The sequence below is a fragment of the Rhodococcus sp. TAF43 genome (assembly GCF_052113525.1).
In the GTDB taxonomy this organism is placed as follows: Bacteria; Actinomycetota; Actinomycetes; order Mycobacteriales; family Mycobacteriaceae; genus Prescottella.
Genome location: NZ_JBFRDL010000060.1, coordinates 1 through 25,893, shown reverse-complemented (window position 1 = coordinate 25,893; position 25,893 = coordinate 1). Strand labels below are relative to the sequence as shown.

Annotated in this window: 26 protein-coding genes and 1 pseudogene; 8 read left to right on the top strand and 19 right to left on the bottom strand. The window is 65.3% G+C overall.

The window, feature by feature from the left end; all coding sequences use genetic code 11:
* The coding region (locus AB4Z09_RS25855; protein ID WP_442241008.1) for an integrase core domain-containing protein at positions 1–245 on the top strand (245 nt) is incomplete at its 5' end.
* A 78-nt stretch (positions 246–323) separates the two neighbouring features.
* Here the strand turns inward: AB4Z09_RS25855 and AB4Z09_RS25850 are convergent.
* Complete coding sequence (locus AB4Z09_RS25850) at positions 324–1,202, bottom strand: LysR family transcriptional regulator (protein WP_174914334.1); 879 nt, start codon at positions 1,200–1,202, stop codon at positions 324–326.
* Positions 1,203–1,374: 172 nt separating this feature from the next.
* Between AB4Z09_RS25850 and AB4Z09_RS25845 the strand changes: the two genes are divergently transcribed.
* Positions 1,375–1,743 (top strand): VOC family protein, encoded by a 369-nt coding sequence (locus AB4Z09_RS25845; protein WP_114723792.1) that lies wholly within the window; start codon positions 1,375–1,377, stop codon positions 1,741–1,743.
* A gap of 35 nt (positions 1,744–1,778) precedes the next feature.
* On the opposite strand, the pseudogene AB4Z09_RS25840 reads toward AB4Z09_RS25845, so the two are convergent.
* The 8 genes and pseudogenes from AB4Z09_RS25840 to AB4Z09_RS25805 all read right to left on the bottom strand — a co-directional run.
* Positions 1,779–2,162 (bottom strand): annotated as a pseudogene (locus AB4Z09_RS25840) (alcohol dehydrogenase catalytic domain-containing protein); the annotation flags it as partial.
* A 910-nt stretch (positions 2,163–3,072) separates the two neighbouring features.
* Positions 3,073–3,669 (bottom strand): hypothetical protein, encoded by a 597-nt coding sequence (locus tag AB4Z09_RS25835; protein WP_442241007.1) that lies wholly within the window; start codon positions 3,667–3,669, stop codon positions 3,073–3,075.
* Between the two features lie 416 nt (positions 3,670–4,085).
* Entirely contained in the window at positions 4,086–5,618 is a 1,533-nt protein-coding gene (locus AB4Z09_RS25830; protein WP_442241006.1) for a hypothetical protein, read from the bottom strand.
* 335 nt (positions 5,619–5,953) lie between these two features.
* The gene (locus tag AB4Z09_RS25825) at positions 5,954–6,118 is read right to left on the bottom strand and encodes a hypothetical protein (protein WP_429518907.1); all 165 of its coding nucleotides are present in this window, start codon (positions 6,116–6,118) and stop codon (positions 5,954–5,956) included.
* Positions 6,119–6,202: 84 nt separating this feature from the next.
* On the bottom strand, positions 6,203–6,358 hold the full coding sequence (locus AB4Z09_RS25820; RefSeq protein WP_442241005.1) for a hypothetical protein: 156 nt from the start codon (positions 6,356–6,358) through the stop codon (positions 6,203–6,205).
* 537 nt (positions 6,359–6,895) lie between these two features.
* Positions 6,896–8,722, bottom strand: coding sequence for a sacsin N-terminal ATP-binding-like domain-containing protein (locus AB4Z09_RS25815; RefSeq protein WP_429518912.1), 1,827 nt, complete (start codon positions 8,720–8,722; stop codon positions 6,896–6,898).
* Positions 8,719–9,624, bottom strand: coding sequence for a hypothetical protein (locus AB4Z09_RS25810; RefSeq protein WP_429518916.1), 906 nt, complete (start codon positions 9,622–9,624; stop codon positions 8,719–8,721). The genes AB4Z09_RS25815 and AB4Z09_RS25810 overlap by 4 nt, the downstream gene beginning before the upstream one ends.
* A 527-nt stretch (positions 9,625–10,151) precedes the next feature.
* Positions 10,152–10,493: a DUF1330 domain-containing protein gene (locus tag AB4Z09_RS25805; RefSeq protein WP_429518920.1), complete on the bottom strand. Its 342-nt coding sequence runs from the start codon at positions 10,491–10,493 to the stop codon at positions 10,152–10,154.
* 263 nt (positions 10,494–10,756) lie between these two features.
* Between AB4Z09_RS25805 and AB4Z09_RS25800 the strand changes: the two genes are divergently transcribed.
* On the top strand, positions 10,757–11,311 hold the full coding sequence (locus AB4Z09_RS25800; RefSeq protein ID WP_442241004.1) for a hypothetical protein: 555 nt from the start codon (positions 10,757–10,759) through the stop codon (positions 11,309–11,311).
* 50 nt (positions 11,312–11,361) lie between these two features.
* Here the strand turns inward: AB4Z09_RS25800 and AB4Z09_RS25795 are convergent, their stop codons facing one another.
* Both AB4Z09_RS25795 and AB4Z09_RS25790 read right to left on the bottom strand, forming a co-directional pair.
* Positions 11,362–11,724 carry a hypothetical protein gene (locus AB4Z09_RS25795; RefSeq protein ID WP_442241003.1) on the bottom strand — a complete coding sequence of 121 codons (363 nt, stop codon included), beginning with the start codon at positions 11,722–11,724 and terminating at the stop codon, positions 11,362–11,364.
* Positions 11,725–11,789: 65 nt separating this feature from the next.
* Positions 11,790–12,131, bottom strand: coding sequence for a hypothetical protein (locus AB4Z09_RS25790; RefSeq protein WP_442241002.1), 342 nt, complete (start codon positions 12,129–12,131; stop codon positions 11,790–11,792).
* A gap of 140 nt (positions 12,132–12,271) precedes the next feature.
* Here AB4Z09_RS25790 and AB4Z09_RS25785 point away from each other — a divergent pair, with 140 nt between their 5' ends.
* Positions 12,272–12,634, top strand: a complete 363-nt coding sequence (locus AB4Z09_RS25785) for a hypothetical protein (protein WP_429518935.1) — start codon at positions 12,272–12,274, stop codon at positions 12,632–12,634.
* Positions 12,635–12,637: 3 nt separating this feature from the next.
* Here AB4Z09_RS25785 and AB4Z09_RS25780 read toward each other — a convergent pair whose 3' ends face one another.
* The gene (locus AB4Z09_RS25780; RefSeq protein ID WP_429518939.1) at positions 12,638–13,621 is read right to left on the bottom strand and encodes a hypothetical protein; all 984 of its coding nucleotides are present in this window, start codon (positions 13,619–13,621) and stop codon (positions 12,638–12,640) included.
* Positions 13,622–14,005: 384 nt separating this feature from the next.
* Between AB4Z09_RS25780 and AB4Z09_RS25775 the strand changes: the two genes are divergently transcribed.
* Both AB4Z09_RS25775 and AB4Z09_RS25770 read left to right on the top strand, forming a co-directional pair.
* Positions 14,006–14,290: an MBL fold metallo-hydrolase gene (locus tag AB4Z09_RS25775; protein ID WP_442241001.1), complete on the top strand. Its 285-nt coding sequence runs from the start codon at positions 14,006–14,008 to the stop codon at positions 14,288–14,290.
* Positions 14,291–14,509: 219 nt separating this feature from the next.
* Entirely contained in the window at positions 14,510–14,953 is a 444-nt protein-coding gene (locus tag AB4Z09_RS25770; RefSeq protein ID WP_442241000.1) for a hypothetical protein, read from the top strand.
* 164 nt (positions 14,954–15,117) lie between these two features.
* Here AB4Z09_RS25770 and AB4Z09_RS25765 read toward each other — a convergent pair whose 3' ends face one another.
* Positions 15,118–15,534 carry a hypothetical protein gene (locus AB4Z09_RS25765; RefSeq protein WP_429518948.1) on the bottom strand — a complete coding sequence of 139 codons (417 nt, stop codon included), beginning with the start codon at positions 15,532–15,534 and terminating at the stop codon, positions 15,118–15,120.
* 217 nt (positions 15,535–15,751) lie between these two features.
* Positions 15,752–17,335, bottom strand: a complete 1,584-nt coding sequence (locus tag AB4Z09_RS25760) for an RNA-guided endonuclease InsQ/TnpB family protein (RefSeq protein WP_442240999.1) — start codon at positions 17,333–17,335, stop codon at positions 15,752–15,754.
* Between the two features lie 3,794 nt (positions 17,336–21,129).
* Between AB4Z09_RS25760 and AB4Z09_RS25755 the strand changes: the two genes are divergently transcribed.
* On the top strand, positions 21,130–21,438 hold the full coding sequence (locus AB4Z09_RS25755) for a hypothetical protein (protein ID WP_147283579.1): 309 nt from the start codon (positions 21,130–21,132) through the stop codon (positions 21,436–21,438).
* 155 nt (positions 21,439–21,593) lie between these two features.
* Here the strand turns inward: AB4Z09_RS25755 and AB4Z09_RS25750 are convergent, their stop codons facing one another.
* The 5 genes from AB4Z09_RS25750 to AB4Z09_RS25730 all read right to left on the bottom strand — a co-directional run bounded on the left by AB4Z09_RS25750 (position 21,594) and on the right by AB4Z09_RS25730 (position 24,418).
* Positions 21,594–22,463 carry a hypothetical protein gene (locus AB4Z09_RS25750; RefSeq protein WP_429518953.1) on the bottom strand — a complete coding sequence of 290 codons (870 nt, stop codon included), beginning with the start codon at positions 22,461–22,463 and terminating at the stop codon, positions 21,594–21,596.
* A gap of 138 nt (positions 22,464–22,601) precedes the next feature.
* Complete coding sequence (locus AB4Z09_RS25745) at positions 22,602–22,907, bottom strand: hypothetical protein (RefSeq protein WP_429518955.1); 306 nt, start codon at positions 22,905–22,907, stop codon at positions 22,602–22,604.
* Between the two features lie 96 nt (positions 22,908–23,003).
* The gene (locus AB4Z09_RS25740) at positions 23,004–23,381 is read right to left on the bottom strand and encodes a hypothetical protein (RefSeq protein ID WP_429518957.1); all 378 of its coding nucleotides are present in this window, start codon (positions 23,379–23,381) and stop codon (positions 23,004–23,006) included.
* On the bottom strand, positions 23,378–23,992 hold the full coding sequence (locus AB4Z09_RS25735) for a hypothetical protein (protein WP_429518961.1): 615 nt from the start codon (positions 23,990–23,992) through the stop codon (positions 23,378–23,380). Before AB4Z09_RS25735 ends, AB4Z09_RS25740 begins: the two co-directional genes overlap by 4 nt.
* Before the next feature lie 9 nt (positions 23,993–24,001).
* Positions 24,002–24,418: a hypothetical protein gene (locus AB4Z09_RS25730; RefSeq protein ID WP_429518965.1), complete on the bottom strand. Its 417-nt coding sequence runs from the start codon at positions 24,416–24,418 to the stop codon at positions 24,002–24,004.
* A gap of 454 nt (positions 24,419–24,872) precedes the next feature.
* Between AB4Z09_RS25730 and AB4Z09_RS25725 the strand changes: the two genes are divergently transcribed.
* The gene (locus AB4Z09_RS25725) at positions 24,873–25,289 is read left to right on the top strand and encodes a hypothetical protein (RefSeq protein ID WP_181818914.1); all 417 of its coding nucleotides are present in this window, start codon (positions 24,873–24,875) and stop codon (positions 25,287–25,289) included.
* Positions 25,290–25,893: the final 604 nt, after the last annotated feature.

Below are 25,893 nucleotides of genomic sequence, written 5' to 3'. Positions count from 1 at the left end.
TACGCGCAGTCTGCGCCGAACACGGGATCAAGCAGAAGTTCATCAGACCGCACTGCCCGTGGCAGAACGGCAAGGTCGAACGCCTCAACCGGACCCTGCAAACCGAGTGGGCCTACCGTCAGGTCTTCACCAGCAACAGCGAACGCGCCSACGCACTTGCACCCTGGCTCGAGTACTACAACACTCGACGACGCCACAGCGCACTCGGAGGACTCCCACCGATCAGCCGACTGCAACCAACCTGATGGCCAGGTACAGCTAGGGCTTGTCTCCTATTGCGTGATGGATCTCAGCCAGATGCAGACCGTCCGAGATGAGCCGCATCATGCTCGCACTGTGACCAGCGCGCGTAGGGCGCCCGCTGCGGGGCTCAGCGGCCCATGCGCTCGCCACACCAGAGCAAGACGGGCCGACACTCGCGGGGTGATCGCGACCGTGCGGATCAGCTCTCCGGCATCGTCCTGCGAGACCTCGGATGCCGGCAGGATCGCCGTTCCGAGTCCTCGGTGTGCGAGTCGAGCCGCGACCTGTGGATCGCTGGCCTCGAAGGCGATGTGCGCGGGCAGGCCGGTCTCGGCGAAGCTTGCGTCGAGAGCAGAACGGATCCCCGTTCCGCGCGGCAGYGTGATCAGTGGGCGCGCGGTGAGCTCGCGAAGCGAGACTGTGGGTTTCTCTGCCAGTGGATCGGTATGGGCGACGACGGCCACGAGCTCCTCTTCGCGAATGACTCGACAGGCGATACCCGACGGCGAGTCCCCGGCCAGGCCTACGAAAGCCAGGTCCAGTCGTCCGGTGCGGACCTCCGTCAGGAGGGCCTCCGAACTCTGTTCGGTCATGGTCATTTCGATGTCTGGGTAGCGGGCGTGGAAGTCTGCCAGCAGTTCGACGAGGTCGAGTGCCGCCGAGGGCACCGAGCCGATACCGACGTGCCCGCGCGCCAGGCCTGCCACCGCATCGGCCGCATCGCGCGTCGCCGATGCTGCAGCCACCGCGGCGCGCGCGTAGGGAAGTACAGCGGCACCGACCTCGGTCAGTGTCACCGTTCGCCCCGAGCGGTCCAGAAGGGCATGCCCCAGTTCGCGTTCCAGGTGGCGTATCTGCGCACTGACACCCGGTTGCGCGACATGCAGTCGATCCGCAGCTCTGGTGAAGTTCGCCTCGTCGACGACAGCCAGAAAGTACCGCAGCTGGCGCAGTTCCATAACCGTTGATTCTAGTTGCGAGACGAACCAGCTCTTGGACGTATCGCTGCTGTCGAACCTAGCGTGGTCACGCGGCCTACCCTCCGCCGAGTGATCTGCGTCCATCACGGGTTTGGTTCCGGTCGGACGGGCACACGACGGCCGTCATATTCCGCCGAGCAAAGGACATCGCATGCGCCTGCCCAATCAGTTCTTGATCTATGTCAGCGACACCGCCTCGTCGGCGGCGTTCTACGGCGAGCTATTCGGCATGCAAGCTCAGATGCTCAGCCACCGTTACGCGATCTTCGACCTGGGTGGTGGGGTCGTTCTCGCACTGTGGGGAGGGAAGACTCGAACGGCCGACGCTCCCTCGGTCCCGGCGTTCGAGGTCGGGCTCCTGGTCGAAGGTGGAAGCCCGAAGATCCGAGAGATCTACGACGAGTGGCTGGACAAGGGCGTCGAGATTTTGGAGGAACCATGCGAGGACGTATTCGGGCTGACGTTCGTGGCCGCGGATCTGGACGGTAACCGACTCCGGGTAGCACCCGTCGACCGCTGAACTCGCCTTACCAGGGTGCCGTCCGCCAKCGGTACCCGGATGGCCTCGGCCTGCGCGCCGCCGATCCCGTTCCCGGCCCAGAACCCGCCGTGGCGGCGCCACGTCTGCAGACCCTCCTGGCAGAAGTCGCACGTTCCGTCCGACCAGGCGAACGGGCCGATCACGAAGTCGCCCTTCTTCAGCGTCGACACTTCCCCACCGACCTCTTCGACCACCCCGATGAACTCGTGCCCCATCGGCGTACCGCCGGGTGTCGCGGGCAGGTTGTGGTACGGGTGCAGGTCGGATCCGCAGACGCACGTGCGCACGATCCGCACGATCGCGTTGGACGGCTGCTGCAGTGTCGGATCCGGCAGATCCTCGACCCGAACGTTCCCGACCCCCGACGCGCTGCAACTCCTCGCCAGCTGGGCGGCCACCCAGGACCGGTTCGCCACCGATTCGACACCGACGTGACGGTGGCACAAAAAAGCCCCTCACCTGCCGAAACAGGTGAGGGGCTGTGGCGGAAGCGGAGGGATTTGAACCCCCGGTGGGTTTAACGCCACGCTCGCTTTCAAGAAGTGAGCGGGTACAAATACGAAATCCAGACAAAATTTCCGCTGGTCAGTGCCTTTGCCTCTCGAATGACCTGTTCCAACAGCTCGACACTGCCCAATTGTGTGTCACATCTGTGTCATATTGCGCTCCATTGACCTCACTGCGAAATACTCCCGGCACCACCGGCCCTGGCGAAGGTCAAGATAGGCGTGCTGTTCAAGCGCGCCCGGTCCGTTGTCGTTCACGAGTCACCTCGCTTCCGCGGCCGCCGGCCGCGACCGCGCTGGTCACTGCTTCCGGGCGGTACGAGGGGTGTTCGGGCAGCTTCGCGCAACCGGGAAAGAGGTGATCGCACTCGCTGCCACACATCGCGTACCGCTGCGGGCTGCCGCATACGTGATGATCGAAGTCCGTCCGCTCGCCAAAATGGTTGCCGTCGTCCCACCACTCGTGATGTCCGCACTTCGCGCATGTCAGCTCGTTCTTCATGCCTCATGATCGCCCCGCCTCTGCGGCCCTGGTTGACCGGGCCGCACTAGCCATCGAGGGAGAAGGCGCAGCGATGACAGCCGCACTGACACTGACTCTCGCACCGACGACATCATGGTCGACCCGGATGTTCGACAGCAGGGCGGTGCCGGGCCGAATCTAGATGGAATCGGCCCGGCACGCTACGTCGCGGATCTGACTGTCCACGCGCACCCGTCCCGATACCAGGCCGGCCCGAGCCCATCGAGCCTCGTGGCTGTCGGACCAAGCCGGCGGCGGGCAGGTGCGAGTGTCCGCGACTTACGCAGTCGCAGTTGCCGACAACTGTTCCATCCCCTGGATGGCGAGGTCATCGACGGTCTGCGCTCCGTGATCGGCCACGTAGTGGTAGATCAGCTCGGCGCGGAGCGTCCCGCTCACCCGGACATAGTGATCGTTCCAGTCGGTGTCGATCACGTTCCAAGGCACATCGTCGGAGGCGCCGGAGTAGTCCGCCCTGTAGACACACGCTTCCCACTCGACATCTGCTTCGACTCGCACCTCGCCGATAGTGGTGCCGCCGTCGAATTCCTCGTGCTCGTCGACGATGAGGGTCGCCAAGTCGTGGGTGACTGCCACGACGTCGATCGGCCCCTCGGTGACCTCGGGGATGGTCACCTCGAATGCGTGTCCGGCCCCTTCATCAACGGCGAGCTCATGTTCCGTCAACTGTGTGTCGCCGTCGACCGCTTCACGGAGCAACTCGGTAACGCTCTTGAACTCCTCAGCAAGCTCGGCATACGGGTTCGTTGCGGCGGCGTGCTCGGAATCGGCCATCGCCAACCCTTCGCGATAGCTGACGTCAGCCTGGTCCTTGTGCTTGCGGGCAGCACGCTTACGCGCAGAATTCTTCGTCATGGGGTCCTCCAACCACTGTTCAGCGCGTACAGCAGCCCGCATCCACTACACGCGCGATAAGTGCGTTGGATGAATGTCGCAGATCCCGTGGACCTTGCCCTCAGACGTCGTGTGCGATGCGGGCGCACGGTGACTCAGGTGAAGCCATGCGAAACGGCTCAAGGTCACTGAGCGTACCAGTCGTTGCTGGGTTTGACCGACTCTTGTCAGCCGATCTCGAAGTCGGTCTGCCGGATACTGCGCTCGGGGGTATCGCGTCCGGTCGACGGATCGTCCTGCCGGACAGATCTCAGCAACACGTTCGAGCGCAACCAGCGCAGGAACCGCCATCCGACGGTGCGAGAACACCGCCACCTATCACCGCGAGTCACACCGTGGCCGGCAAATCGGCCGATTCGCCGGCCACAAACGGTCGATTACAGCCGACGTGAATCCGGCTTCCGATCGTCGGGCCCTCGGCCCACTGCCTGTGCGCGCCAGAACGACTCCCCTGTCAGCACGTCTGCTTCGACGAGCCCCCACGCCCGGCGGGTGGGCAATAGCAGACCATCCCCGAAAGTAGCGTTTGACTGTAAGGAGAACTCACCAATCTCGACATTACGATGTGGTGGTTCACCGTTGAGGACACGAAAGCTCAGAAGGCCACCGGCGCTGGCTCCTGACCTGGAGATTGCCGTCACTGCCACGGCCTCAGTACGCTCTGCGTGCAGCGAGGGGGGAACGTAGGCGCCGTCAATCGTGCGCTGCATCGGAGAAGTCCACACTTCACCAATCATCACGAGGGCATCTGCATCGTATTCCAGTGCCGCCCGCGCTATGTCTGCAGATATTGCATGCTTTCCTTGGGTGTCGACAGTCATGTGGACTCGTCCACCCATACAAGAGCCCCGGCGGAAGTAGTAGGTGAACCACCCGTGGTCTTGACCAGACCGGAGGATTCCTCGCGCCATTTCAGCATAGGTTTCAACGGTGCGAGCCAACTGGTCGTCGCTCTGCATCCCGCCCAGTGCGTGACGTGGAAGCTCGGGTAGATCACCATAGATGCGACTCTCGCGAACCTGGTCAGCGACCTCCGGGTCGTAATCCGCCTTCCAATTTCGATACTCCTTCACTTCGGTTCCATCCACTAGTCGAAACCGGGTGATGCGGTGATGTCGAGTGGAGACCATACATGGCAATTTCCCGTCCAGGGGTTGATCCTTCAGGATCTCGGCTTTCCATGCCACGGCTTCTCCCCTCGTGCCACCCGAAACCCGGTACGTCCTCATGCCCATGAGCTCATGGCACCTCGCGAGAATGGAGCTCAGACGTCCATACGCATGCGCCAACAGGGAGAGTAGTTCGTACTCCGGCATCTTCTCGTCCACCCACCGATGCTCCAGAATTACACTCGCCCCTTGTCGAATGCTCATTGGGATATCGAGCTCATTCAGACCCTCCAGCACTTCCTCGACCGTCAACTCGACAGGTGCATTCACCGGGTTTTGGAGAATCGAACCGAGGCTGGCAGTGCGAAGTTCTTCCCAAGTCAATTGCTCACCCATGACTGCCATAGCTTCTTCCCCGTAGGAAGGAACCAAGGTCACCTTGAGTCGAGAAAGAGTATTGAGTTCACCTTGCTTAACGATAGTGTTCCTAGAGTCAAGGCTCCAGCGTAGAACAGGGTCCTGTTTCATCGATTCCTGCTCTTTTGAATACCACTCGGCGAAGCCATCGATTCTCGATTTTTCCGACTGAAGCGCGAAGGTGACATTCCTCAGCGCTTGAATGGCAGAATTCAGCCCATCCCGGAAATCATCCGGATCGCTGTACGAATCGGCACACTCATGCCAACGCCGATGCGCCTCGCGAAGCCTATTTTCCGCGACTTCAATCTGACACCCGTCGGGACACCGTCGATACTCGTATTCACACCATGCAGCCGGTTTAATAATCACATTCTCAAGCACCTTACTAATTTACACCAAACTTCACCCGAATTGAACGGAAACTTCCCGGTGCCGCTCCGCCCGATGGCACCTGGGAGTATGCCAGTTGAGCTGGAACTGAAATCCCAAAACCTTGGAAGTGAGACACACGGTGAGGGCCGGGCGACAGCGAGTGATCACCACAGTTCGCGACGTCACATAAGTTCATCCCGAAACTGCATGTCGACACTGTTCTGCGGAGACGAGTTTCAGGATGCCTCCGGCATTGAGTTCGGGTACGCGGCGGGTACCGTGACGACAATTCGCGGGTGATGAGGCGCACGCCTGGCCATCGCGACAAGCGCAGGGCTCTGTTGTCAAAGATGGCCCAGACTCTTGTTCACCGGACGCAGCACCGTGGGCTGYTGCGGACCCGATGGCGGGCCGGAAGTCTGTGTGACCGCGGTGCGGGCCTTGCGGTCGGTCAACTCCGCCAGTGCGACGTGGCCGTCGTCCCGGATCGCCTTGGTGCAAGGAAGCATCCCTGTCGGGGATCCTCAACAGCGGATTGTTCAGGCGGTCGTGGTGGTAGGTGAACGGCGCGTCGGCGCCGAACGCCTCCCGAATCACGCGGTTGTCTTCGTGGTCCTGGTCGCAGGACTCGAGGACGACTCGCTCACCGAGAGCTCCACCAGATCACGCGCGGCCGCCGCGAGGGAGAGGTCTCGTGCGCTCCGTTCGGTCAGCTTCCATGCCTTGACCACGTACAGGCGGTGCGCCACAGTCTGGATCGAACGCGGGGAAGGCGGCGTGGGCCCGCCTGCGACACCGACACCAGCCGCTCGTCCTCGACATCGTCGACACCAGCGACCTCTCCGCACCGGGCTAGGGTCAGGATGTCGTGGCCGACGCGCTCCACGAGCAATTCGGGCTGGGCATCGGGTTGCCCTGACCCCGTAACCCGGCGTCATTCACATCTCGAGGCGGCGGAAGTCGAGGTGCCGCTAACGGTCTCGTCAGCTCCCCCGCTGTTACCACCACCGCTGCTGTCCGGGTCCCGGCGTCCGAGCCAGAGCGGGCTGTCCTGCCTGCAAGAGCGGCTGATCGCTCACTCCCTGGCGCCGACCTCCTCGGCTCCCATCGTGAGGTGTTCCCTGCGCGGAGCCGTAGCGGATGATCAACTCCGCGAAACACGTCTGCCCAGGCTGCTTCCACCTCGCCGAAACTCAACATCGCTACCGAAACTCAGCTAACTAACCCGACGAACACGAACCCTCGAATCCTATGGAGGCTGCGGCCGGGCGATCGCCCGGCCGCAGTCAGTCGACGACCGTTGCGAAGCGTGCCCAGTCGGTGAACTCCCAGTCCCATCTGCGGCAGACCCGCTCCTTCGGCAGTCCTTCGTTGCTGGGGTCGACGATCATAAGCTTGACGTAGCGGCCGTCACCGATGAGCACTGCAAGCAGGTAACCGCCTGGGGAGGCGAGCATCAGCGACATCTCATTGTTCGTCATGGCAAACCGCGCATCCGCGTGGTCGACCTTCTTGACCTCGATTCGCACGGGCTCTCCGGCAGGGTTGCTGCCGGAGAGGTCGTACCCGACGTTCTGTCCGCTGACGTCTTCGAGGCGCCAGCCGCGGCCGTTGAGGTACTCCATGGTCGCGACTTCGGCAGTGCGCCACCGGGAGACGATGTCTGCCAGAGGCTCCACCGCCGGGGGTACATCTCCTTGGCGCGCAACTTCTGCGGGGCGCTGGGCGACGATCGGCGGGGAGGGCAGCGGCGACGAGGCCGGCCCCCTGTCGACGACGCGTTGCTCAGCGGCGGTGAGCTGTCTGCCGTAGCTACGGGCCATCTCGCCGAGGTGCGTGCCCAGGTGCGCGATCAAATCGTCGGACAGCTGCTCGACCACAGGTTCGTCGACGAGCTGCTGGAGGTTGAGGGTGTCCAGTCCCAGGACGGCTTTCAGCGCGCGTGCGCTGGGCTGGTTCTTCTTCGTGTACAGCGCCACCGGTGCACCTGCCGGGAAGATGCAGGTGACATCGTCAGTCGTCAAAGGTATCGGCGAGTAGGCGAACGGCTTCGGCCGGGACTTCATCGCGCGTTGGAGGGCAGCGAGTAGTGCGTTGCTCGCTGTCGCGTGTGAGGACACCAAGAGGGAGCGGAGGTCCTCGCCTTCCAGGACCAACTCCCAGAGCCGCTGGAACAACGGAGCCTCTGGCGTAGTCAGCTCGTGTGCGATGGCGGAGGCGGCGTCCGCGAGCACCTGTTGAGTGGACTCGTCCCCGACAACGGCGTGCGTGCGCGATGGATCGGTCAGCAGGTCTCCGGACACGGCCACGGGCAGGCCCGGTTCGTCGTCTAGCGGCAGGCCGCAAGCGAGGCGGCCGCGAAGTCCGGTGAGCGACTGGGCGCGTGCGTCGAGGGGGACTGCGATCGTCGCGGTCCCGTACTGGAGCAGCCCGAATCTCGCGGCTCCGGCTTGGTCGTGGAGCGTCACTCCCGAGTCGTCGCGATCCACGCTGATGGTGACGGCCCGTTCGGGGGTGCTGATGTCCACGCGGTCGACGTGGCGGAGAAACAGCAGGCTTGTCGGGTCGATGGCGTCCAGCGGAGCATCAGCGCCGTCGCGTCCGGAGATCGTGAAAGTTGCGCCGTCGGTCCTGTCGGCGCTGCGGATCTCGCACGGGATCCGGATCAGAGGGACTGCAGAAGGTGACTGTTCGCCGAGCAACTGGGCGGTGACGTTTCGGTCGAATGAGAAGGCCACGCCGGAGGACCGGACATCGACACGCGAAGCGATCGCGGCGAGAGACTTGAATCCGATGCCGCGGTATCCGATCGAGTCACCGCCTCGGCGCTTGGTCGAGCTTGCACTCCTGCACAGTGCCTCGGCATCTGCGAACGTGAGGGGTCGGCCGTTGTTCGCCCAGGACCAGGTCCTGCCGCCGAGTCCGGTGATGGTGATGATGGTGGATCCGGCGTCGTCCGAGTTCTGCAGCAGTTCGTAGGGCACTCGGTTGCGGTAGGTGTCGGCCAGCAGGTCTTCCATTCGAGCGATCTCCCCGAACAGGCCGGGGGCCTGCTTGTGCTCGTCGACCAGCCGGGCCTGCAACGCTGCCAGGTGCTGGGCCAGCTCGCTCATGCGTCGCCGTCGGTCACGCGCACGACGACCCGGTGCGGATCACTTGGCAGGTCCTCGATGTCGATGACGTCGCGGCCGATCCACCGAGGCTGGCGGCGGGGGGCGTTCCCCCGGTCGTCGACCGGGATGTGCCCATAGAACGTGCAGGTTCGGCCATCGAGCAGGAACCCGGTGTCGTCCAGGATCTCGAATCTGATCTCGGGTACGTCCACCTCGAATGGCGCGGAGTCCTTCACGGTGGATCCGTCGTCTTCCCAATCGCGCCGGCTCAGGTGCGCCTTGAGAAGATCCTCCGCGCTGCCGAAATCGAAGGTGCCTTCGGCGTGCACGGTCAGTGTCGTCCTGTAGTCACCCTTTGACAGGTAAGCGTTCGCGACGGCGACCTTCGCGTGAGGAGCGTCGACGCTGGTCTCGTCCACCACCGTGATCTCAAGTGAAGTCGTCGGACTGGGAAGTGTGAGCTTCGAGTTGATATATAGGTCCGAAACGTCGTCGAGATCGTAGGCCGTCAGACGGAGATCGAGGTCTTTCGCGGCCAGCGGCTCGCGGCAGGTCCAGGTGTCACTCTTGGCGGATACGCGGATCAGGCCCTTCTTGGCCTTCTTGATCTTCTCAAGGACGACCCATTGGTAGTTGCTCGAGGGGGCAGGAGTGTCGCGCCGGTTCAAAGTGAGGAAAACCTCCGAGGCATAGTCACCGCCATCGCTGCCTTTGAAGCGGTCGGTCCAGTCCTCGGACAGAAATCGGAAGGTAGCAGAGAAAGCAACGCGCTGCTCGTGGTTAGTCGTATCATCCGATTTGGTCACGAGCCGAGCTTGAGCGTCTTCTACCTGCCAACCTACAAGCGACAGTGCCAGTTCGTCGACGCCGATGTCGATGACCTCGGCCCTTTTGTTGCCCATCAATCCGCCTTTCGAAATGGCCGTGCGCCACCTAGCAAGTTCAGCGACTCTATCTCCCGATGCGGACAATCAGCCGCAAGGAGGGAGTGAACGCTCATCATGTACCGCGCGCCCTACACCAGCGACAGAATCCGACGGCGCGCGAGGTAGGCGCTGGCACCTGCGCGGAGAAGCGTCGATGCGGCTCGTTCTCGAACGTACCGACACCTCGGGCTCGTTGTTCTTGGGTGCTGCGCAAGCGGATACAACGTGCCGAAAACGGCTTTTATGCCAACCAAGCCCTGGCAGTGCCCTCTCGACCGGGCATGGCATCGCATCACGCCGAAATCCGCCTCCCCCACCCCGCGCCATGGTCACTCGATATTTCTCCGCGATCACCGACGGTGATTTCCTTTCCCATCAATCCCCCCTTCGTACTAGGCGACGACCGAGGATCCGGTCCTCGCTTCTCGCGGCGACTCCAACCGGAGAACGGGACCGCGGCCAGGCCCCGTGCGGGCGGCTCGCCGGATCCGACAGGTCTCCGATCAGGCAAGACCTTCGATAATGCGGAAGTCACGCTCGACGCCGTCGGCGAGGACAGCCAGCGCCTCCTGGTAGGCCTCACTCTCGCGCGCCGCGACGGCCTGTTCGAAACTGTCGAACTCGATCAGGATGGTGCGCTCGGCGATGCCGGCATCGTGGGCGACGACCTGAACGCCACGCGAGAGGATCCGTCCGCCTCCGAGCTGGACGGCCGGACGAGCCAGCTTGTCGTAAGCAGCCAGCTTTTCCGGATCTGAAATGGTGCGGTAGACACTGACCCAGTAGCCCTTGGGCTTGACTGCCGCTATGTCCCCAGTGAGTGCCTGACTTGCTGATGTGTCCATGATGGTCCCCTCCTATGCCCTGCTGTGGACGCGGGAGGCAACCAATCGCATTCGCCCCCCGGCTTGATCGCGGTCTCAGCCTAAGCGTCGGGGTCCCGAGGGCATTACCGAAGGGGTCTGTGAGCGGGTCTACTACCGGACCGCTGGGCGGTCCGTCGTGGCATCCGTCCCGGAGCCGGTGCGACTGGCCGGTTGGGGTAGCCGTGATCCCGTTCGGTAGAAAAGCGACGGATACGACAGCGTGTCCCCTACCGTCTCTACACATGAACATCACCGCGCGGACGGGGCTGGCAATTGCGGCGGCAGTTGGCCCACTTCTTCTGGTCGGCTGCTCTTCGGGCAGCTCGACCGCGGAACCTGCTGCGAGTGAGGCGGAATCGATAGTCGGCGGGCCGCAAGCGGATTCAGGGGACTGTGCCGCCACGCAGGTGTACGGCGACGACGCGAGCCTGTTCGGGCGGGAATGGCTGCTCACCTTCAAGCAGAACTCATCCACCCCGGTGAGCCTTCTTCGCTGCCACTACGTGCATAACCCGAACGGGGATGGCGATCAGTTGGCACCCGATGCCCCTCGCAAGGCTATGACCGGGGACCTCGTTCCACCGCCGGTCATCATCCCCGGCGGCGCTGAAGTCCAGAAGATCCTCCTGTCGCTACCCGATTCGACTGACCTGGGTCACCGCTGCCCCGGGCCGCAGCCGGTGGTGGACTTCGACGAGTTCCGCGTGCTCGACCAAACCGGGACGGCGGTGGCGAAGTTCCAGACGAGCGAGTACGGAAATGGTTGCGGGGTGTTCCGCGTGATTCCCTCCGCCTGATGCCGTAGCGCTCGCCGCGCCCCCCTGCGGTCCATGACAGTACCTGATGCTTACGACTGGTCCCACGCTTCGACCAGAAGCCACTCGCTCGACGGAACCGCGATGACAGCCGACRGGTCCAGCGATGGAACGGTTTCCGGGTAGCGAGCGTGGACGAAGTCCAGATCCACTCCGTTGAGTACGACGGCGGCGGGCACCGCGTAGACGCTCGGGTAGCCGCCACCCCGCAGCTGCCGGCATGACGCCTGCTCGTCGAGCCAACTGAGTCCACCAAGACCTGCGGACCAGCTGGCTAGGGTGTCGCCTCCCAGAATCCTCGGGCCCAGGCGCGGGTCGTCCGGCCCGAGGAGCGGTTCATGTGGTCTGATGACGGCGATATCCCAACCCAGCATGATCGCCAGTGTGTCATTCACGCGACGCGATCTCCGTCTGCTCTCGACGATCTCGGGCGCGCTGGACCATCGCAGCGGCGGGCCGATCAGCGACGCCGACCGAGACCTGGTGCGCCCCCGCTGACGAAGCGGATGTCCGACGGATTCGATGTCGCGTGCGCGGCGTCGGTCAGGCTGTTGCTGGTTGCTTCATTGCGCCTCCTGATGGCTTCCAGCCTGGGCTCGCGCAGTGCTTCCAATCTTGCCAACCTGTCCAATTCGGATTGGTCCGCTACGCCGTGCGCCTTGCGAGCTTGCAGGCCCCAAACTATCTTCTCGAGTCGCTGCGGATTCTGTTGCAGCTCTTCGAGTTCTTTGAGGTCACGCTTCGACAGTGTGCCGGCATGCCGCCGCTTCGGCTGCTTCGATCTACGGGCCATGCCGGGCATCGTAGTTCGATCCTCGACGTTCGAAACGGTTGTGTCCCCAGCAGCCGCGAGATGCCCGGGACAAGGATTGATTCGCAGGGCTCTTCCAAAGTCCGCCGACCGGGTGGCACCGGACCACGCTGGGACTATCGTTTCCAGTCGTGACGACGCCTCGACACTCACTGACTCCGGAACAGGCCGATGAACTGCGCAAGGCCATCGCCTCTGCGGAGATGCTCCACCCACCCACGATTTCGTCGGCCGAGGAGGTCGGCCTCGTGCTCGATGTCGCCGCCGTCGGTGTGAGCGGAAGTGGATTCATCGACGGTTCCGGTCATCCGTACGTACGGTGTACCGACGGCAGATACTTCCGACTCCCGGAGGGACTTCGGAGCTGGGCTGTCGAGTCCATCGCCATGCACCAAAGCCTCGTCCAGATCGACAACCGGAGATTGTTCCCGAGCTCGATCGAGTTCGGGGTCTTCGAAGGCAGAATCTACGCGGAGTACACCGACGTTCCGTAACACTTACGGCGTTGAAGGCTGCACGCGGTGGATCCGGAAACCTTTCGGGTTGTCGATGTCGACAGTGAATCCGTTGTGCTGCTTCGGGAGCACGGTTCCGACTGTGTTGGTGAGGATGACGTCGAAGGCTTGTGCGATCCGGAGGATGGCTTCGCCGGCGACAATCGTCGTCTTCTCGGTGAGGCCGTCGCTGATCTTGTGGCGGCGGCCGTGGCCTCCCACTGCGCGACCGGTATGGTTACCTGCCGCGTCGTAGAGGTCTCGGCCGTTACCTGAGTCGGCGTCGACTCCGGTCACGTACTCATGTTCTTTGCGCCATCGGTGGAAGTTCTCGGCCCGGATCTCGAACGCCGCAACCCATTCCGGTGAAAGCGCCAGTTCGCGGAGCGCTTCGAGCGAGGCGGCGTGAAGCGAAGGAGTGAGAGCCTTCCTCAGGCCTTTGACCGTGTCCTTGTTGAGCGAGAGCCACGCGTCGCTGTCGTCGGTGGCGAACGGGACGTATGTGGGGCCGAGCGTCCCAACCCGGGTGAGCGTAACGAGGCTGGCTTGAGCGTCGGGAGCGGTTCGGCCCACCCGGACGACGAAGTTGGTCAGCCGGTGCCCGACCTCAATTGCGGTATCGATGGCGCTCTCAGCGAGATAGCGCTGGGCGAGGGCCATGCCCGCAGGTTCCGTCTTCGACTGGATGGCGCGCTGGTGCCAGACGGCCTCAAGATACGCGGCGGCGCTGAGCATGAGCGATTCCGCTATCGAACCGGCGAGGGCGCAGGTTTCGCGCCACTGGCTGCGCTTGAGCTCAACGGAGGGGCCGGGTTCGAAATCTGCCCGGCTGTACTTCCATGCACGCTCGCAGACGCGCTCGACCTCGTCGAGGCAGAGCTCGGACGGCTCCGGTCGGCAGCCGATGCTGCCTTCGTGCGCTCCGATGTGCTTGAGGCGGGACCACGCGGCTACGCCGCGTGCGTCGTCGTCATCGTTGGTGGTCATGCTCTTCCTCCATTTGGCACAGCCGAGATCCTGCCGCCCAGACGTGGGCCGGGCGACAGGAGTGCGATCGGTCCGGTCATTGCATGGCCAGGGCCGTACGCCGATGCGCACGGCCCTGGTGACTCAGTTCTGGTCGTTGACGATCAACTCCAAGGCGTCCGGGAAGTAGCTGTGCCCCGGACGTCGACACATTGTCGATGATGGCCTGATAGTCGGTCGCGAATACCTCGAACAGGCCACGGGCAAGGACTTCATCCCAAAGCTGCACCAGCACGCAGTGTTGCCACGGCTGCTGCACATCGCCCGCGCAGGGCCACCAAATCGGTGCCGGTGAACGCGCAAGCCATCGCACCCGGTCATCGTCTGGATCTACCGGGCTGCCCCGTGCCGGTGACCACTCACCGCCACACCTCCAGGCACACCGCGTTCCATCTGCCGCTGCACGGCGTCATCGTCACCGGCGATGCCCTGGTCACCGAGCATCCGCTGTCGAAGATCCACGGTCCGCAGCTGCTCCCGCCGGTCTTCGACCACGGTCACGGGGACACAATCGAAGCCCTTGATGACCTCGCCGTCGGCGAGGCCGACACCATCCTGCCGGGCCATGGCCCGGTGGTATCGATGCCGATCGCGGCGGCCGTCGAGCAGGTGCGTGAGCGCTCCCACTGAGCCTGTCAACGAACGATTCCCGCCGACTAGTTCTGGCACCTGCTCAACATCTACACCGACGGTGGCCTCGGTCACGAACCGAGGCCACCGCCCTCAGCTCCCCCTATTGCCTTTTGCACTGGCCCTGGTCTACCGCTCGCAGGGGCCTGCAGAATACTAAGGCCACCCCTGTGGTCGGATTTGGTCGAGTCGGAAACCTTATCGATCCGGCGGTTCCGAGTGTCACTGACCTCCGACCAATTCACGACTTCAACGCTCGGCTGTGACACAACACCGAAAGAGAACACCATGCCCGACACCAACAATCACGACCCGGCCGTCGAGAACGCCGACAGATCCTTCAACCTCATTCCCCTGGAGCAGGCTCCCGGTTTGGTTCTGGGGATGATCGCCCGCTTCGCTGAAGGTCTGCCAGAACCGATGGTCATCGGCGCGAACGATCAGCCGTTGGCCGCCTTGATCCCCATCGATGACCTCCTTCGGCTTCGTGAATACGACCGTCGCGCTCTCGATTCCGAGGACTCGTTCTACGCCGAACTCGATCATCGGCTTCACCACGCGGACATCGAGCAGTCGGTGATAGACCTCAACGACGTCGCCCGGTCTCTCGGGCCGACCGGAGAACAGTGGGCCGACAGACGTCCCGGCAACGAACAAGACTGACGAGGTCGCCCGCTCCCATATCGACCGAATTCCGTCGGCGCACAGCCCCGCTCGCCGCCCGGCGCGGTCCACATGTCGTTGCCGTCGACGATCTACACCCCGGTCAGCTTCCGCAGGACAGTTTCCCTATGAAGGGCTGTCCAACACGGTACGTCCTCACCGGCTCACATACCTCGCCGGGCAGCGTCGATCACGTTGTCGACGGCGATCTCGGTGAGCTGTCCCGCTTCGAGGTCCTCGAGCGGACTGTTCCCGTCGAGCATATCGGTCGCGGTCAGCCACCAGCTCGCGGCGCCATACGGGTCCTTGTCGACGAAGAGGCGTCGGTTCGCGTGACGGACGACGTCATAGATCTTGTGCCGGCAGGTGTCGAACTGGAAGACCGGGTACAGGTAGTCCGGGCGGGCGCCGACGGGCAGGCCGATCAGTTCGCCTGCCGCGCGGTGCTTCTGGGCGACACTGCGGGTCGAGGCAGCGGTCGGTGCCAGCATCCGGGCGACCTCCGTCAAGTCGACCACGACGAGCGAGTCGCGGATAAACCTCTTGGCGGCGTCCAGGTCCGACTGCCGTGACGTGGCCATACATGCGAGGCTACCTCGAACCTGATCTAGGACGACGCCGGTCTGGGGTCTGCTGTCGCTCCGCTCTCCGAGCAGAGCTTGTCTATAGGACTGTCCCCGTACACGCGGGCGAGATGCCGAGGCCTGCATGATATTCGAGAACGTCATGGGACCGTCCCCGTACACGCGGGTGCGATGCACTCGACTGACTGCACCGATTCCCGAGCAGTTCCCGGTATCACGGGGGTGGGGACGGGAGGTCCATTGCTGGCCTCTGTGGCCTACCTTTCGGCAGGTCTGCCGGACCCCAACGCCGGGTCGGCCGTGACCGGCTCGGTGTTGGGGTGTCGCAGCTTTTAACGTCGTCCGTATCCACGGCCGACCGGGTGAGGGCGAGTGAACAGATGTTGCGGGCAGCGTTGAGGTCACGGTCGAGGACCAGGCCGCACCGCTCGCAGCGATACACACGCTCGGACAGACACAGCGTGGCTTTTACTGCGCCGCAGCCTGAGCATGTCTTCGAAGTCGGCGCGAACCTGTCGACAATGACCAGGCATGCGCCGTACCACGACGTTTTGTAGTGAAGTTGTCGACGGATCTCCCCGAAAGCGGCGCGGCGGATCGACCGGTTCAGGCCGGCCTTGGCTCGCCGACCATTCGGCAGGAAGCTGCCCGGGTGGTCGGGGTCGGGTTTGGGGTGCGGGGCGGCTGTCATCCCGGCCACCGCCAGATCTTCGATTCCGACCGTCTCGAATCTGGTCGCGATCCGTTTCGTCACCTCATGCAAACGACCTCGACGTCGGACCGCGTCGACGTGCTGCAACCGCGCGATCCTGCGGGTGGTCTCCGCCCATCCTGCCGAGGGGCCCTGCTCGTGGGTGGGGCCGCGCTTCCGGGCGGCGTGCCGTTGGAGTCGGCGCAGACGCCGCCAGAAGGCGGCAGATGGGTAGCCGCCGATCAGTTCGTCGGTCGACAGCGCGACCAGCGAATGCACTCCCACATCGACACCGGCCGCTCCGGCGGCCCGCTGCCGCCGGGTGGTTACCGGCGCCGGAATCACCTCGGCGGGAATCTCGAGGACGATACTGACCGTCCATCTGGTGCCGCGCCGGACGAATCGAGCAGATTTGGGGATAGCACCACGCTGGATCCAGCGACGCAGCCGACGGGTGTTCTCGTGTACCCGCAGCGAACCAAGGTTGGGAATACGAATCCGGTGCCCCTGGTCGATCATCTTCCACGGATCGTCGCCGCGACTGGTGACGCTGAGGTTGAAGATCGCGAACGAATCTTTCGAACGATGCTTCTTCTTGAACCGTGGCCATCCGACGGGGCGGCCGTCCTTTCGTGGCTCGCGTGATGGGCGGGTCGACGCCCCCAGATGATCCCAGTAGCGCGCAATCGCAGCATCGAGATCGCCGAGTGCCGTGCTCACGACGAACCGCGAGACTCCATGGTTCTCTGCATGCCACCAGTGGAACCGGCTGCCCTGATCACTGCTCAGCTCGGTGAGCCGACGACCGAGCGAGGTTCTGTTGGGACGCCGACGCAGCTCCTCGGGCGCCTGAAGCAGCGCCCCCCTGCGCCAGTCCGCATCGCCGAGCAGGGTCTGCGCCTCGCCCTCTGTGCGGGTGACCGCGTGGGCACGCTCACGCAACCATGCATACCGCCGCCCATTCCATGCGTTGATGGCGGTCAGACCCCAGTTGTACACCGCGCGAGAGGTACCGGCGGAACGCTCGAGCAGCAGTTTTTGGTCGTCAGTGAGCGCCGCTGCATCGAGGTGCAGCAGCACTGCGCGTGAACATGTCATGTCGGCCATGACGGATTCCCTCGATCCTCATTCAGATCTCGTGGCCCTCCTTCTGGTGTAGCACCCAACACCGATACGCAACAGAGGAAAGCGCGGAATTTCTTTCCAGGTAAGGGTTTTCGCCGATCCGAGCCGCACCTTGCCCTGACCGTGTTCCCGCGCCCGATCCATGGGGTGGGAGTTTCCGAGGAACAATCCAGGAACCTCGGTTACGAATAGCCAGTGGGCGATTCGCCGCCGCACCGAAAACAGAGAACGCGCCACGCCTGGCGGCATCCCGGTGTCAGAGCATGAGAGTGGCGGCGAGAATCGAAGCGACGGCGACAGAGAACCGAAAATACTGCGACGCGAATAATATTCACAGAGTCCCCGAAACTTCTTCCGAAGTAACGAGATCGAGTTTCCCTCCACGACACCCCGCCGACACCGCGTGGAGTCGTACGGCCACGGAGAAAGCACCGCCGTATCGCCCGCGGATCCAGGCCCGGATACCTGGCACAGACGTACTACCGGCAGCCCTCACGACAGCCCCGCCTCACCGTCACAGCCACTCGGACAATGCCGAGCACAACACCGCTGATTCGACACGGGTCAGCCCGCGAGAAGTGTGATCACGCCCGGACTCGTAGCGGTGGCGTGCTCGCCCCCGCAGCACCCTCCGGGTGCTCACCCCGCGAGTGTCCACCGCTCCCACACCGACCCGGATTCCAGGGGCGCACAGCCCCCTCACCACCCCGCCGAAACCCGGCCGGCGAGCGCCACCGGGGTGGCCGAACCAGGCCACCCGACAGGGGCCGTGACGTCACCAATTCACTCGTGCCGGATCACCTCGCGACAGAGGTGCCAGATCGACCCGCAGGCACCATCACCGAAGCCCGCCACCGTGCCCCGGCCACGGGCACATGGACCCCGCCCGAGCACAGCGAGCGAGCCGTCCCCGGCGGCATCCAGATCCCCGGAGCCGTCACCGACGGCGCCGCCGCCGGGCCACCGAGCACTGCGGCAGCAGTGTCGGAACATCCTTCGCGACCGGGTCGCGTCGAACCGGGTAGCGAGCGAGCGAGCTGCCCCAGCCACGAGACCCGGTCACCGGGGGGTGACACGACCGCCGTGCCAGCGGAGCGCAGCAGGGCGACCACTCCGGCAGCCGGCCCACCCGCGCGCCAGGGGCGCGAACCAGGCCGGCACGACGCAGCGGCAGCAGTGGTTGGGAGCGAGCGAGCAACCACCCCGGACGGGTCGCAGGCGCGCCAGCGCCGAGCACCGCACCGGAGACAGGCCGCGGCGGAGCGGGCACCCCGCAGGGGGCGCCGTCAGGAGTGAACGAGAAGGCCGCCCGCGGCCGCCCGAGAGAGCCCTGACGGCGATAAGGACCCTCGCGCAGCGAGGGCGACGAGGCGCCAGCCGAGGAGGTCGTCCCGGCTCTGCCGGGCAAACGAAGGGTGTAGTGAGCGAAGCGAACGAAACCCGAAGTGCGTCACGACTCCTTATGCCCTTTTTGATTCGAGCCATAGCGAACGGCTCCGAGCGTCAGCGAGGGGAGTTTGCGTAGTTGGCGACATGGGGAAACAGGCCTGGATCTCCGTATTTGCGCCCCCTCGCAGATAGGCGAGAGACCCCGAGAACAGGGGGGCGCAAATACGGCATCGTTTTCCTGTTTCCCCAGTAAGAATCGGGTGCGGTTTGCGTAGTGTGTTGCACATCACTGACGCAGCGGTCGCAAATACGCCGGAGGCGGGATTTGAGGCCGATCGGGGGCCGCCGAGCGCAGCGAGAGGGGCCACCGCACCGCCAGGTGGCGTCAGGGTCACGCGGACCGCGCCAGCGGGCCGTGCCAAGCAAGGCGCAGCCGTCGCCCGTGGCGTCAGCCGCGGGTCATCTCTTGGTCCCGTGGTGGCCTCAGGAGGTGGCGTCAGCCGCCGGACACCATCCGCGTAGGCGGAGCGGTCTCGTGGGTCCGATGCCCGCGCGTCAGCGCGTATCGAAGAGAAGCAGGCATCGGTGAGGGCCCCACGGGGACGCGCAGCCGCAGCGGCCGGCGACGGCAGGCGTCGGCTACAGCGCCGCCAGGCGCGTCACCATCCCGCGCCGCAGGAGCGGTGTCACAGCCCGCGCGACAGCGCGAGCCGGTTTCAGGGTCTTCTGGTCCTCGGCGTCACCGCCACTGATCGGTTGCCACGAGGACGGTCGGCGTGACGACACAAGCCCGCGGCAGCGCGGTGCCGCAAGCGTGCGGACGTGGGGCCAGGACACCGTCTCGCTACGGGCTCTCGTCACCGGCCGTCGCCGTCTGGAACAGGGGTCCGCAGCAGGTGCCACAGCCGGTTGGTCACCGGTCCCCGGGAGCGGTCCAGAAGGGCCTCGGACGGGCCGCGCGAGGGGGCCTGCCGGAAGGGGGTGACGTCACGACTGCGCGGCCGCCGTAGGTGGCTGCCACACGGTGTCACCGCCGCGGCCTCAGCCGCGGCTGCAGCAGCCCTCGGCGGCCACCGGCAGCGCCAGGAGGCAGCGGCGTGGCCGCCCGGTGGGGACACAGGGCGGCGGTCGCGTGAGCGGCCTCGGGAGCGGCTGCGGGGTCTGCCCGCAGACCGGCCACGGCAGGGGCGGCCGCCACCCCGGCGCCGGGGTCCGTGGCGGCCGGCCTCGGTGGCGGTAGCCACGGTCGGCTGCAGGATCTTGCGCCGGGACGGCAGGAACAGGGCGGCTTCTGCGGCGCACGTGGGTAGGTCGCAGTGTCCTTCTGCGACCGGCTCCGGCGCGTAGCGTCCGGGGTCGCCAGGTCACCCATCCGTGCATGGTTCACCTGGTCCCACGTGCGCCGCAGAAGCCGCTTCGTATCGGTGCGGGAGTATCTCGGGGACGGAAAAAGAATTCAGCGCGCAGCGCTTGTAGCCGGCCCCGGTTCCCGGTGGGCGCATGGCTCCCGGAATGGGCGCAGTACGGGCTTTTTGAATGCCCGGAATTCGTCTCATTCGCGTAAATGCGGATTGTGCATGGAGATCACCGCTGCCGGAATTGTTCGCCGGGTGCCGACGCCATTTATGAGGGGCCGTAGAGAATCGCGGGAGCGGTGCGGCCGGGGTTGCCGGCCGCCACGAGCGTCTGCAAAAGCCCAGGTCACGGGGTTGTGGCGCTTCTGCGGCGCCGCAGTGGTGTTCCAGCGGCGTCCCGGTGGCGTCTCGGCGGCCCGACTGCGCCCAGGGTGCAGCCGGTGCGACAGACACGCCGCTGTGCGGATGCTGTGCGGACACTCTCAGGCGACAGCACCGCCGCACGGCGTCCACAGCCGGGGCATTGAGTGGACGTTGCGCGGATAGTCACCCGCCGCTGTGCGTACACCAGACGCACTCTTGCCGTAGAACTGCCGCTCTACGGCCACTGTGTCACCGCAGAGCCGCCGCACTGTGGCCGAAGTGGCGATACCGCCACACAACCGCCACCGTGGAGACACCCTGTGGCGAATCTGCGGCGGCTGTCTGTTCGTTGTACGTCCCGGTGTGTCTAGTGCGAGCTGTGTGCGGATGGTGTGCGGCTGCTCAACGGCGTATCCGCCGCCACGTACGCGCCACGCATCCGCCGCTGAGCAGCCGCAGTACAGCCGTTCAGTGGCGGTTGTCCGGCGATACTCCGTCGCTGTGGCACCGGGGCCGCGATGGTGGAAGTACGGAAAGACAGAACCCGCACTCTGCATGAAGCAGAGTGCGGGTTCGGTGGCCGCGGCCGGCGTGGGGGCGGCAGCGGGTCGCAAGCTGGGGACGGTCGATGGGATCTGCCGATCCATTGCTACAGAGGGGGAGTCTGTGTTGTCAGTGAAGAAGGTCCTCGGGGTGGCCGCCGCGGCCGCTGTCCTGGGCGTCGGGTTCGTTACGGCCAACGCTGCGCAGAGCGAGGTGGCACCGCGAGCACCGGACGCGAGTGCTGCCGCCCTCGCGGAGGCGCAGGCCAAGGCCAACGATCCGGACTCGGGTTTGCTGGACGGTCTCACGGACGAGGAGAGGGACCTGCTGAGCTCGTCGAAGGTCGCGTCGGCGCTCCTCGACGCGACGACCGGTGCGGTCCTCAGTGTGGGTGAGGGCGACTTCATCCCCGAGGGCGCAGCGTCCGCGCGATAGCGTGAAGAACAGAAGGCACCCCGGCCATTCGGCCAGGGTGCCTTCTGTTTGCTGCGGCTCTGCTGATCTCGCAGAGACGGGACGCCCCCACCGTCACCGCAACCGCAACCGACTTCTCGGCGCAGCTCGGCGCCCAGCTCGGCGTCGCGGTGAGTTCAGCGTTTCCTCCACTCGACCTCGCTGTTGTAGCCGGCGTCGCGGGCGACCGCGGACACGAGGGCCTTCGCCGCGTCGGTGAGGTCGTGGTCGATCGAGACGGGACCACGCATCCACATGGCGTCGACGACCCGAGTGAGGTCCGACTTCTCAGCCGGTGTGAGCTCGACGCTCGCGAGTGCGACAGCGAGACGGTTGAGGGCGTCCGCGGTCGAGTGAACCGGGAAGGCCTCGTCGACGTAGCGGTAGGGCTGATACGGCGCATCCTTGCCTCGATGGCGGTAGATCTCGTCAGCGCTCAAGCCCTGGTCGCTGAGAATGTGACATGGGAAGCGACCCCCGTAGTCGGCCCGATACTTGAGCACCTGGTCAATCGACGATCGCATTCCGCCGGTGACGGCCTTGTAGGAGAAGTAGCGCAGACCGTTCAACTGATCCCTGGTGAACACCTCGCTGTCGAGAACTGCGAGGTTGGCGGCGACCTCGTCGAGGTAGCCGTCGTCGCAGATCACCGCTGTCTCGTCGAAGAGCAGGCTGTGCGAGGCCCACACCCCATGCGCCGGTGCGCCCAGCGGCTTGTGCTCGCAGATTCCCAGCACCGTGCCGGTGTCGGGGTACAGGACCACCCAGTCGACTCCGTCGCCGGATTCGGTCACGTACGGGATGCGTCCGTCCTCGAGATCCGCCTCGGTGAGGGTCGGCGTGATCATCTGCACGATCGCCCAACGCAAGGCGTCGTTGTCTGATGATCCGAGTGCGGCGATCGCTCGATTGATGTCGCCTTCGAACGCCTTGTGAGCAACCCCGGTGTTCGAGGTCCATGTGGACCGAAGCGGTGCTGCATAGGGCGCGCGGTCGAGATCTGTCACAAGGTGTCTCCTTGTCTTCTGGTGAGTGATGCGGGTCGATCGATCGGAACATTGTTGCCCGTTCGCACCTTCTTTGTCCGAAGCAGAGTGCGGGTTCTGGTGGGGTGATGCGCTCAGCTCGGTGCTGGGCGCCGGTCGTCATGTCCCCTCCGGCGGGTCGGGTTCGTCCGGTGGTTCGGGGAGCTCTCGTGGCAATCCGAACTGCTCCCGCAGTGACCGATGACGGGAGACGAGGAGTCTTCTCGCCAGCGACGCCCTGGCCGTCTCGATCTCACGCTCCGCCTGAGCGACCGCCTCGCCGCGAGTCGCGTATGCGAGGCCGCGCAGTTGCTGAGTGCGGCCGCCGGTGAGCTCGAGGATCGGAACGTACGGCCAGCGCGCGTTCCGTCCGCGTTTCACAGCGCCGGGTGGGCCGAGGTCGGCGATTGCGGCGGCGGTGGCCACGTCCTGGAAGAAGCCGGTCGAGCACCGCGCCGCAGCTCTCGCACAGTCCGCGGTCGGTGGCCGGCTGCCACTCGCACTGGAGGCAGCGTCGATCGGTCATGGCGTCGACTCGTCGGCGTCGACGGTGTCACAGTTGCTGCCATCGTGTGGCCGGATGCCGTTCACGATCTCACGCAATCCCCAGATCAATAACCAGGCGATGAACGCCACGATTGCCGCGGCCGCCAGGAGGCCGGCGAGCAGTCCTGCATTCCTGACGGCCGGCGAGACAGCCTCCCGCGCGGCGGCGCACCACCCGTCGCCCCGATCCGGCAGCATCATCAGGACCGCGAACGCGGTGCCGACCTGCAGCAGCAGGGTGATCACCATTGCTACGCACCCGACAACCAACGGCCACTGCCGCCGGCGCAGACCGCGCGGCTCGGGCTCGGTGTCACCGACACCCTCGCCGCGCAGCTCCGGCCGACCGCTCATGTCGTGCTCCTGGGCGCATCGGGCCGGTCCGCGAATCCCTCGGACGCCACGGGCGGCTCCATCCCCTCGAACAACGCGCTGAGCTCCTCGAACGCCGCAGCCTCGTCCTCGGGCGTCTCGAAGAATTCGGACACATCGATGTCCCCGACAGCCGTCTCGGTGACGGTGCCCACAGCGGGGAGAGTGATCCTGAACGCGAACGCGGAGGGGTTGCGGTAGCGCCCCAGCTGCTCCGGACCCATCTGCGAGACCAGTTCCCGGAGCGGGGTGGCGAAGGACGCCCCGAGATCGACCACGACCGCGACGGCGAGATCGTCGCCGTCGACGACCCAGGTCGGGTCGCCGTCGCGGTCGGCGTAGACGGCGGCCGCGGCCGGCCAGATACCGCGCACGTACTCGGCGAGAGCCAGCTCGATCGTGCGGTCAGCCCCGTCGGCCGAGGCGACCTCACCACCCTGGTGGAGCTTCGCGAGTCGCTCGATCTCGTCGAGCGCACCGTCGAGTACGCGGAGTTCGTCGGTCGGGGTCTGCTCGACCGTCGCCGGCGTCAGCGCGTTCCGGGCTGCGGTGACGAGCTCGAGGAGCCGTCCGGTCATGTCGGTGGTCGTCATGGCTGCTCCTCAGCAGGTCGTCGCGAGGTGGGTGCCGCCGTTGTGGTCGAGGACCACGAGCTCGGCGGTCACGCCGGCGTCCATCGCGGCTTCGGCGATGCCGACGGCGAAGTCGGTGGCGCAGCGGGTGATGGCTGCGTCGACGGTGCCGCTGAGGTCCACGGCGCCGAAACGGCGGATCGTCCCCAGTCCGGGCACGGCGGCGACGAGGTGGACCCGGTCGTCGAAGTCACCGTCGGCGCCGATGGCGGCCAGTGCGTGCACGTGGATGGGGTGTCCTCCGTCGACGGTGACGGTGATGCCGGCCTCGTCGGCGACGAACAGGCCGGTGGGCACCGGTGCGACCGAGAGGTCGGAGCAGAGAGTGTCGGCGCGCGGGCTGTTGCGGCGGCGGCCGGGGAAGGTGGACTGGACGACGATGCGCATGGGTGTCTCCGGTGATCGAGGGGTGGAGGGTTTCGGCCTCCGCCCGGCGTTGGCTTTGCCAACCAGCCCGACACGGTCGGGCTCCGCAAACCATCCCGACGCTGCGAGCGGCCGAGACCGCCGTCAGACCAGGCACGGGACGGGCACCACGGCGGGCCGCCCCACGGCACGCTTCGCCGGTCCGGTCACGGGCCGGCGGGCACCCAGCGGCCACCCTCCGTCGTCTGCGCGGCCTTCAGCGCGTCACAGGGAGGCCGATCCCCCATGGACTTCCCGTTCTCGGCGGATACTGCCCCTGAGGAGGTGATCGAGATGAGTGCAACAGCTTGGGCTTTTTATGGAGTATGGGCCCCGCTCTTCTACGTGCTCTCCCTGTTTGGAGTGCCGGTCAACTGAAACGGGCACGACAGCGGGCCAGCAAATCCGGGGGTTGCTGGCCCCCTTGGAGGTCGCCATGATCGATTTCGTTCGCCGATCGGTCGCCTGCGCCGCGATCGTGGCCGGTGCGGTTCTGGCGCCGCCGGCCGCCGCCTCCGCCACTGTCGCCGTCCCGTTCCAGATCGACCCGTACGGAAGCTTCGATTTTCCCTCGGTCCGCTGCGTGGCCGTGGTCGGCGAACAGCCCGGGGCGGTGACGATCGCCGGTCCGGAGGAACGCAGACGAGAAGGCCGATCGGGGTGCCTACAACTGTCCGAAGTGTGCTGGCTGAACCTGTCGAGCGGAGCCTCCGGCTCCACCCGGATGTCGGGCGGCTCGGACGGATACCCGGAAGCGGTCCTGCCGACCGGGACCGGGCAGGTTGTTGTCGTCGTCGTACACACCGGCAGCTCGTTCGTCACACCGGGCATCGCAACCGTCTACGTCCTGTAGTCGACGGGAGGACAACGCAACACCTTCCGCGTCTGCATCCCGTGTGACCTCGGTGGACACTGCCCCTGGATTGAAGGAGACGAAGCAATGGACAACGACCTCGCACCGCTCAACGGCGTTTTCATACCGAGATGGCTCTTTGACGTGCTGTACCAGGCCTGGCTTGTGTGGGAGCCGCTGGTCGGGCCACCGGTAACCCATTGATCGACCGAGACCACGCCCCGTGCTGGCTAGGTGGCTACTGCAACCGCTGAAGGGAGCCTGCCCAGGGTCCTGGCGCTCGCGTCGGAATGAGTCGGGAGGATCGGCGGACACTGCCCCTGACGCACCCCCCGGATTCGAAGGAGGCGAAGCAATGCTCGACAACACTCCCACGCCGCTTGGCGACTTCTTCGTGCCGAAGTGGTACTACGACATCGTGTACCAGCTCTGGCTGTGGGGCATCCCGCCGCACTAGGTCAAGTCCAGAGGCGTGGTGTAACGAGGTCGCCGCGTGATTCCTCGCGGGGCTATGCGGTCAGGGCGGGTGTGACCTCCTCGGTGGGTTCGGTGGTGTCGGCGGGCTTGTCTCCGCGGGCGTGGGCGAGGACGTCGAGGCCGAGGT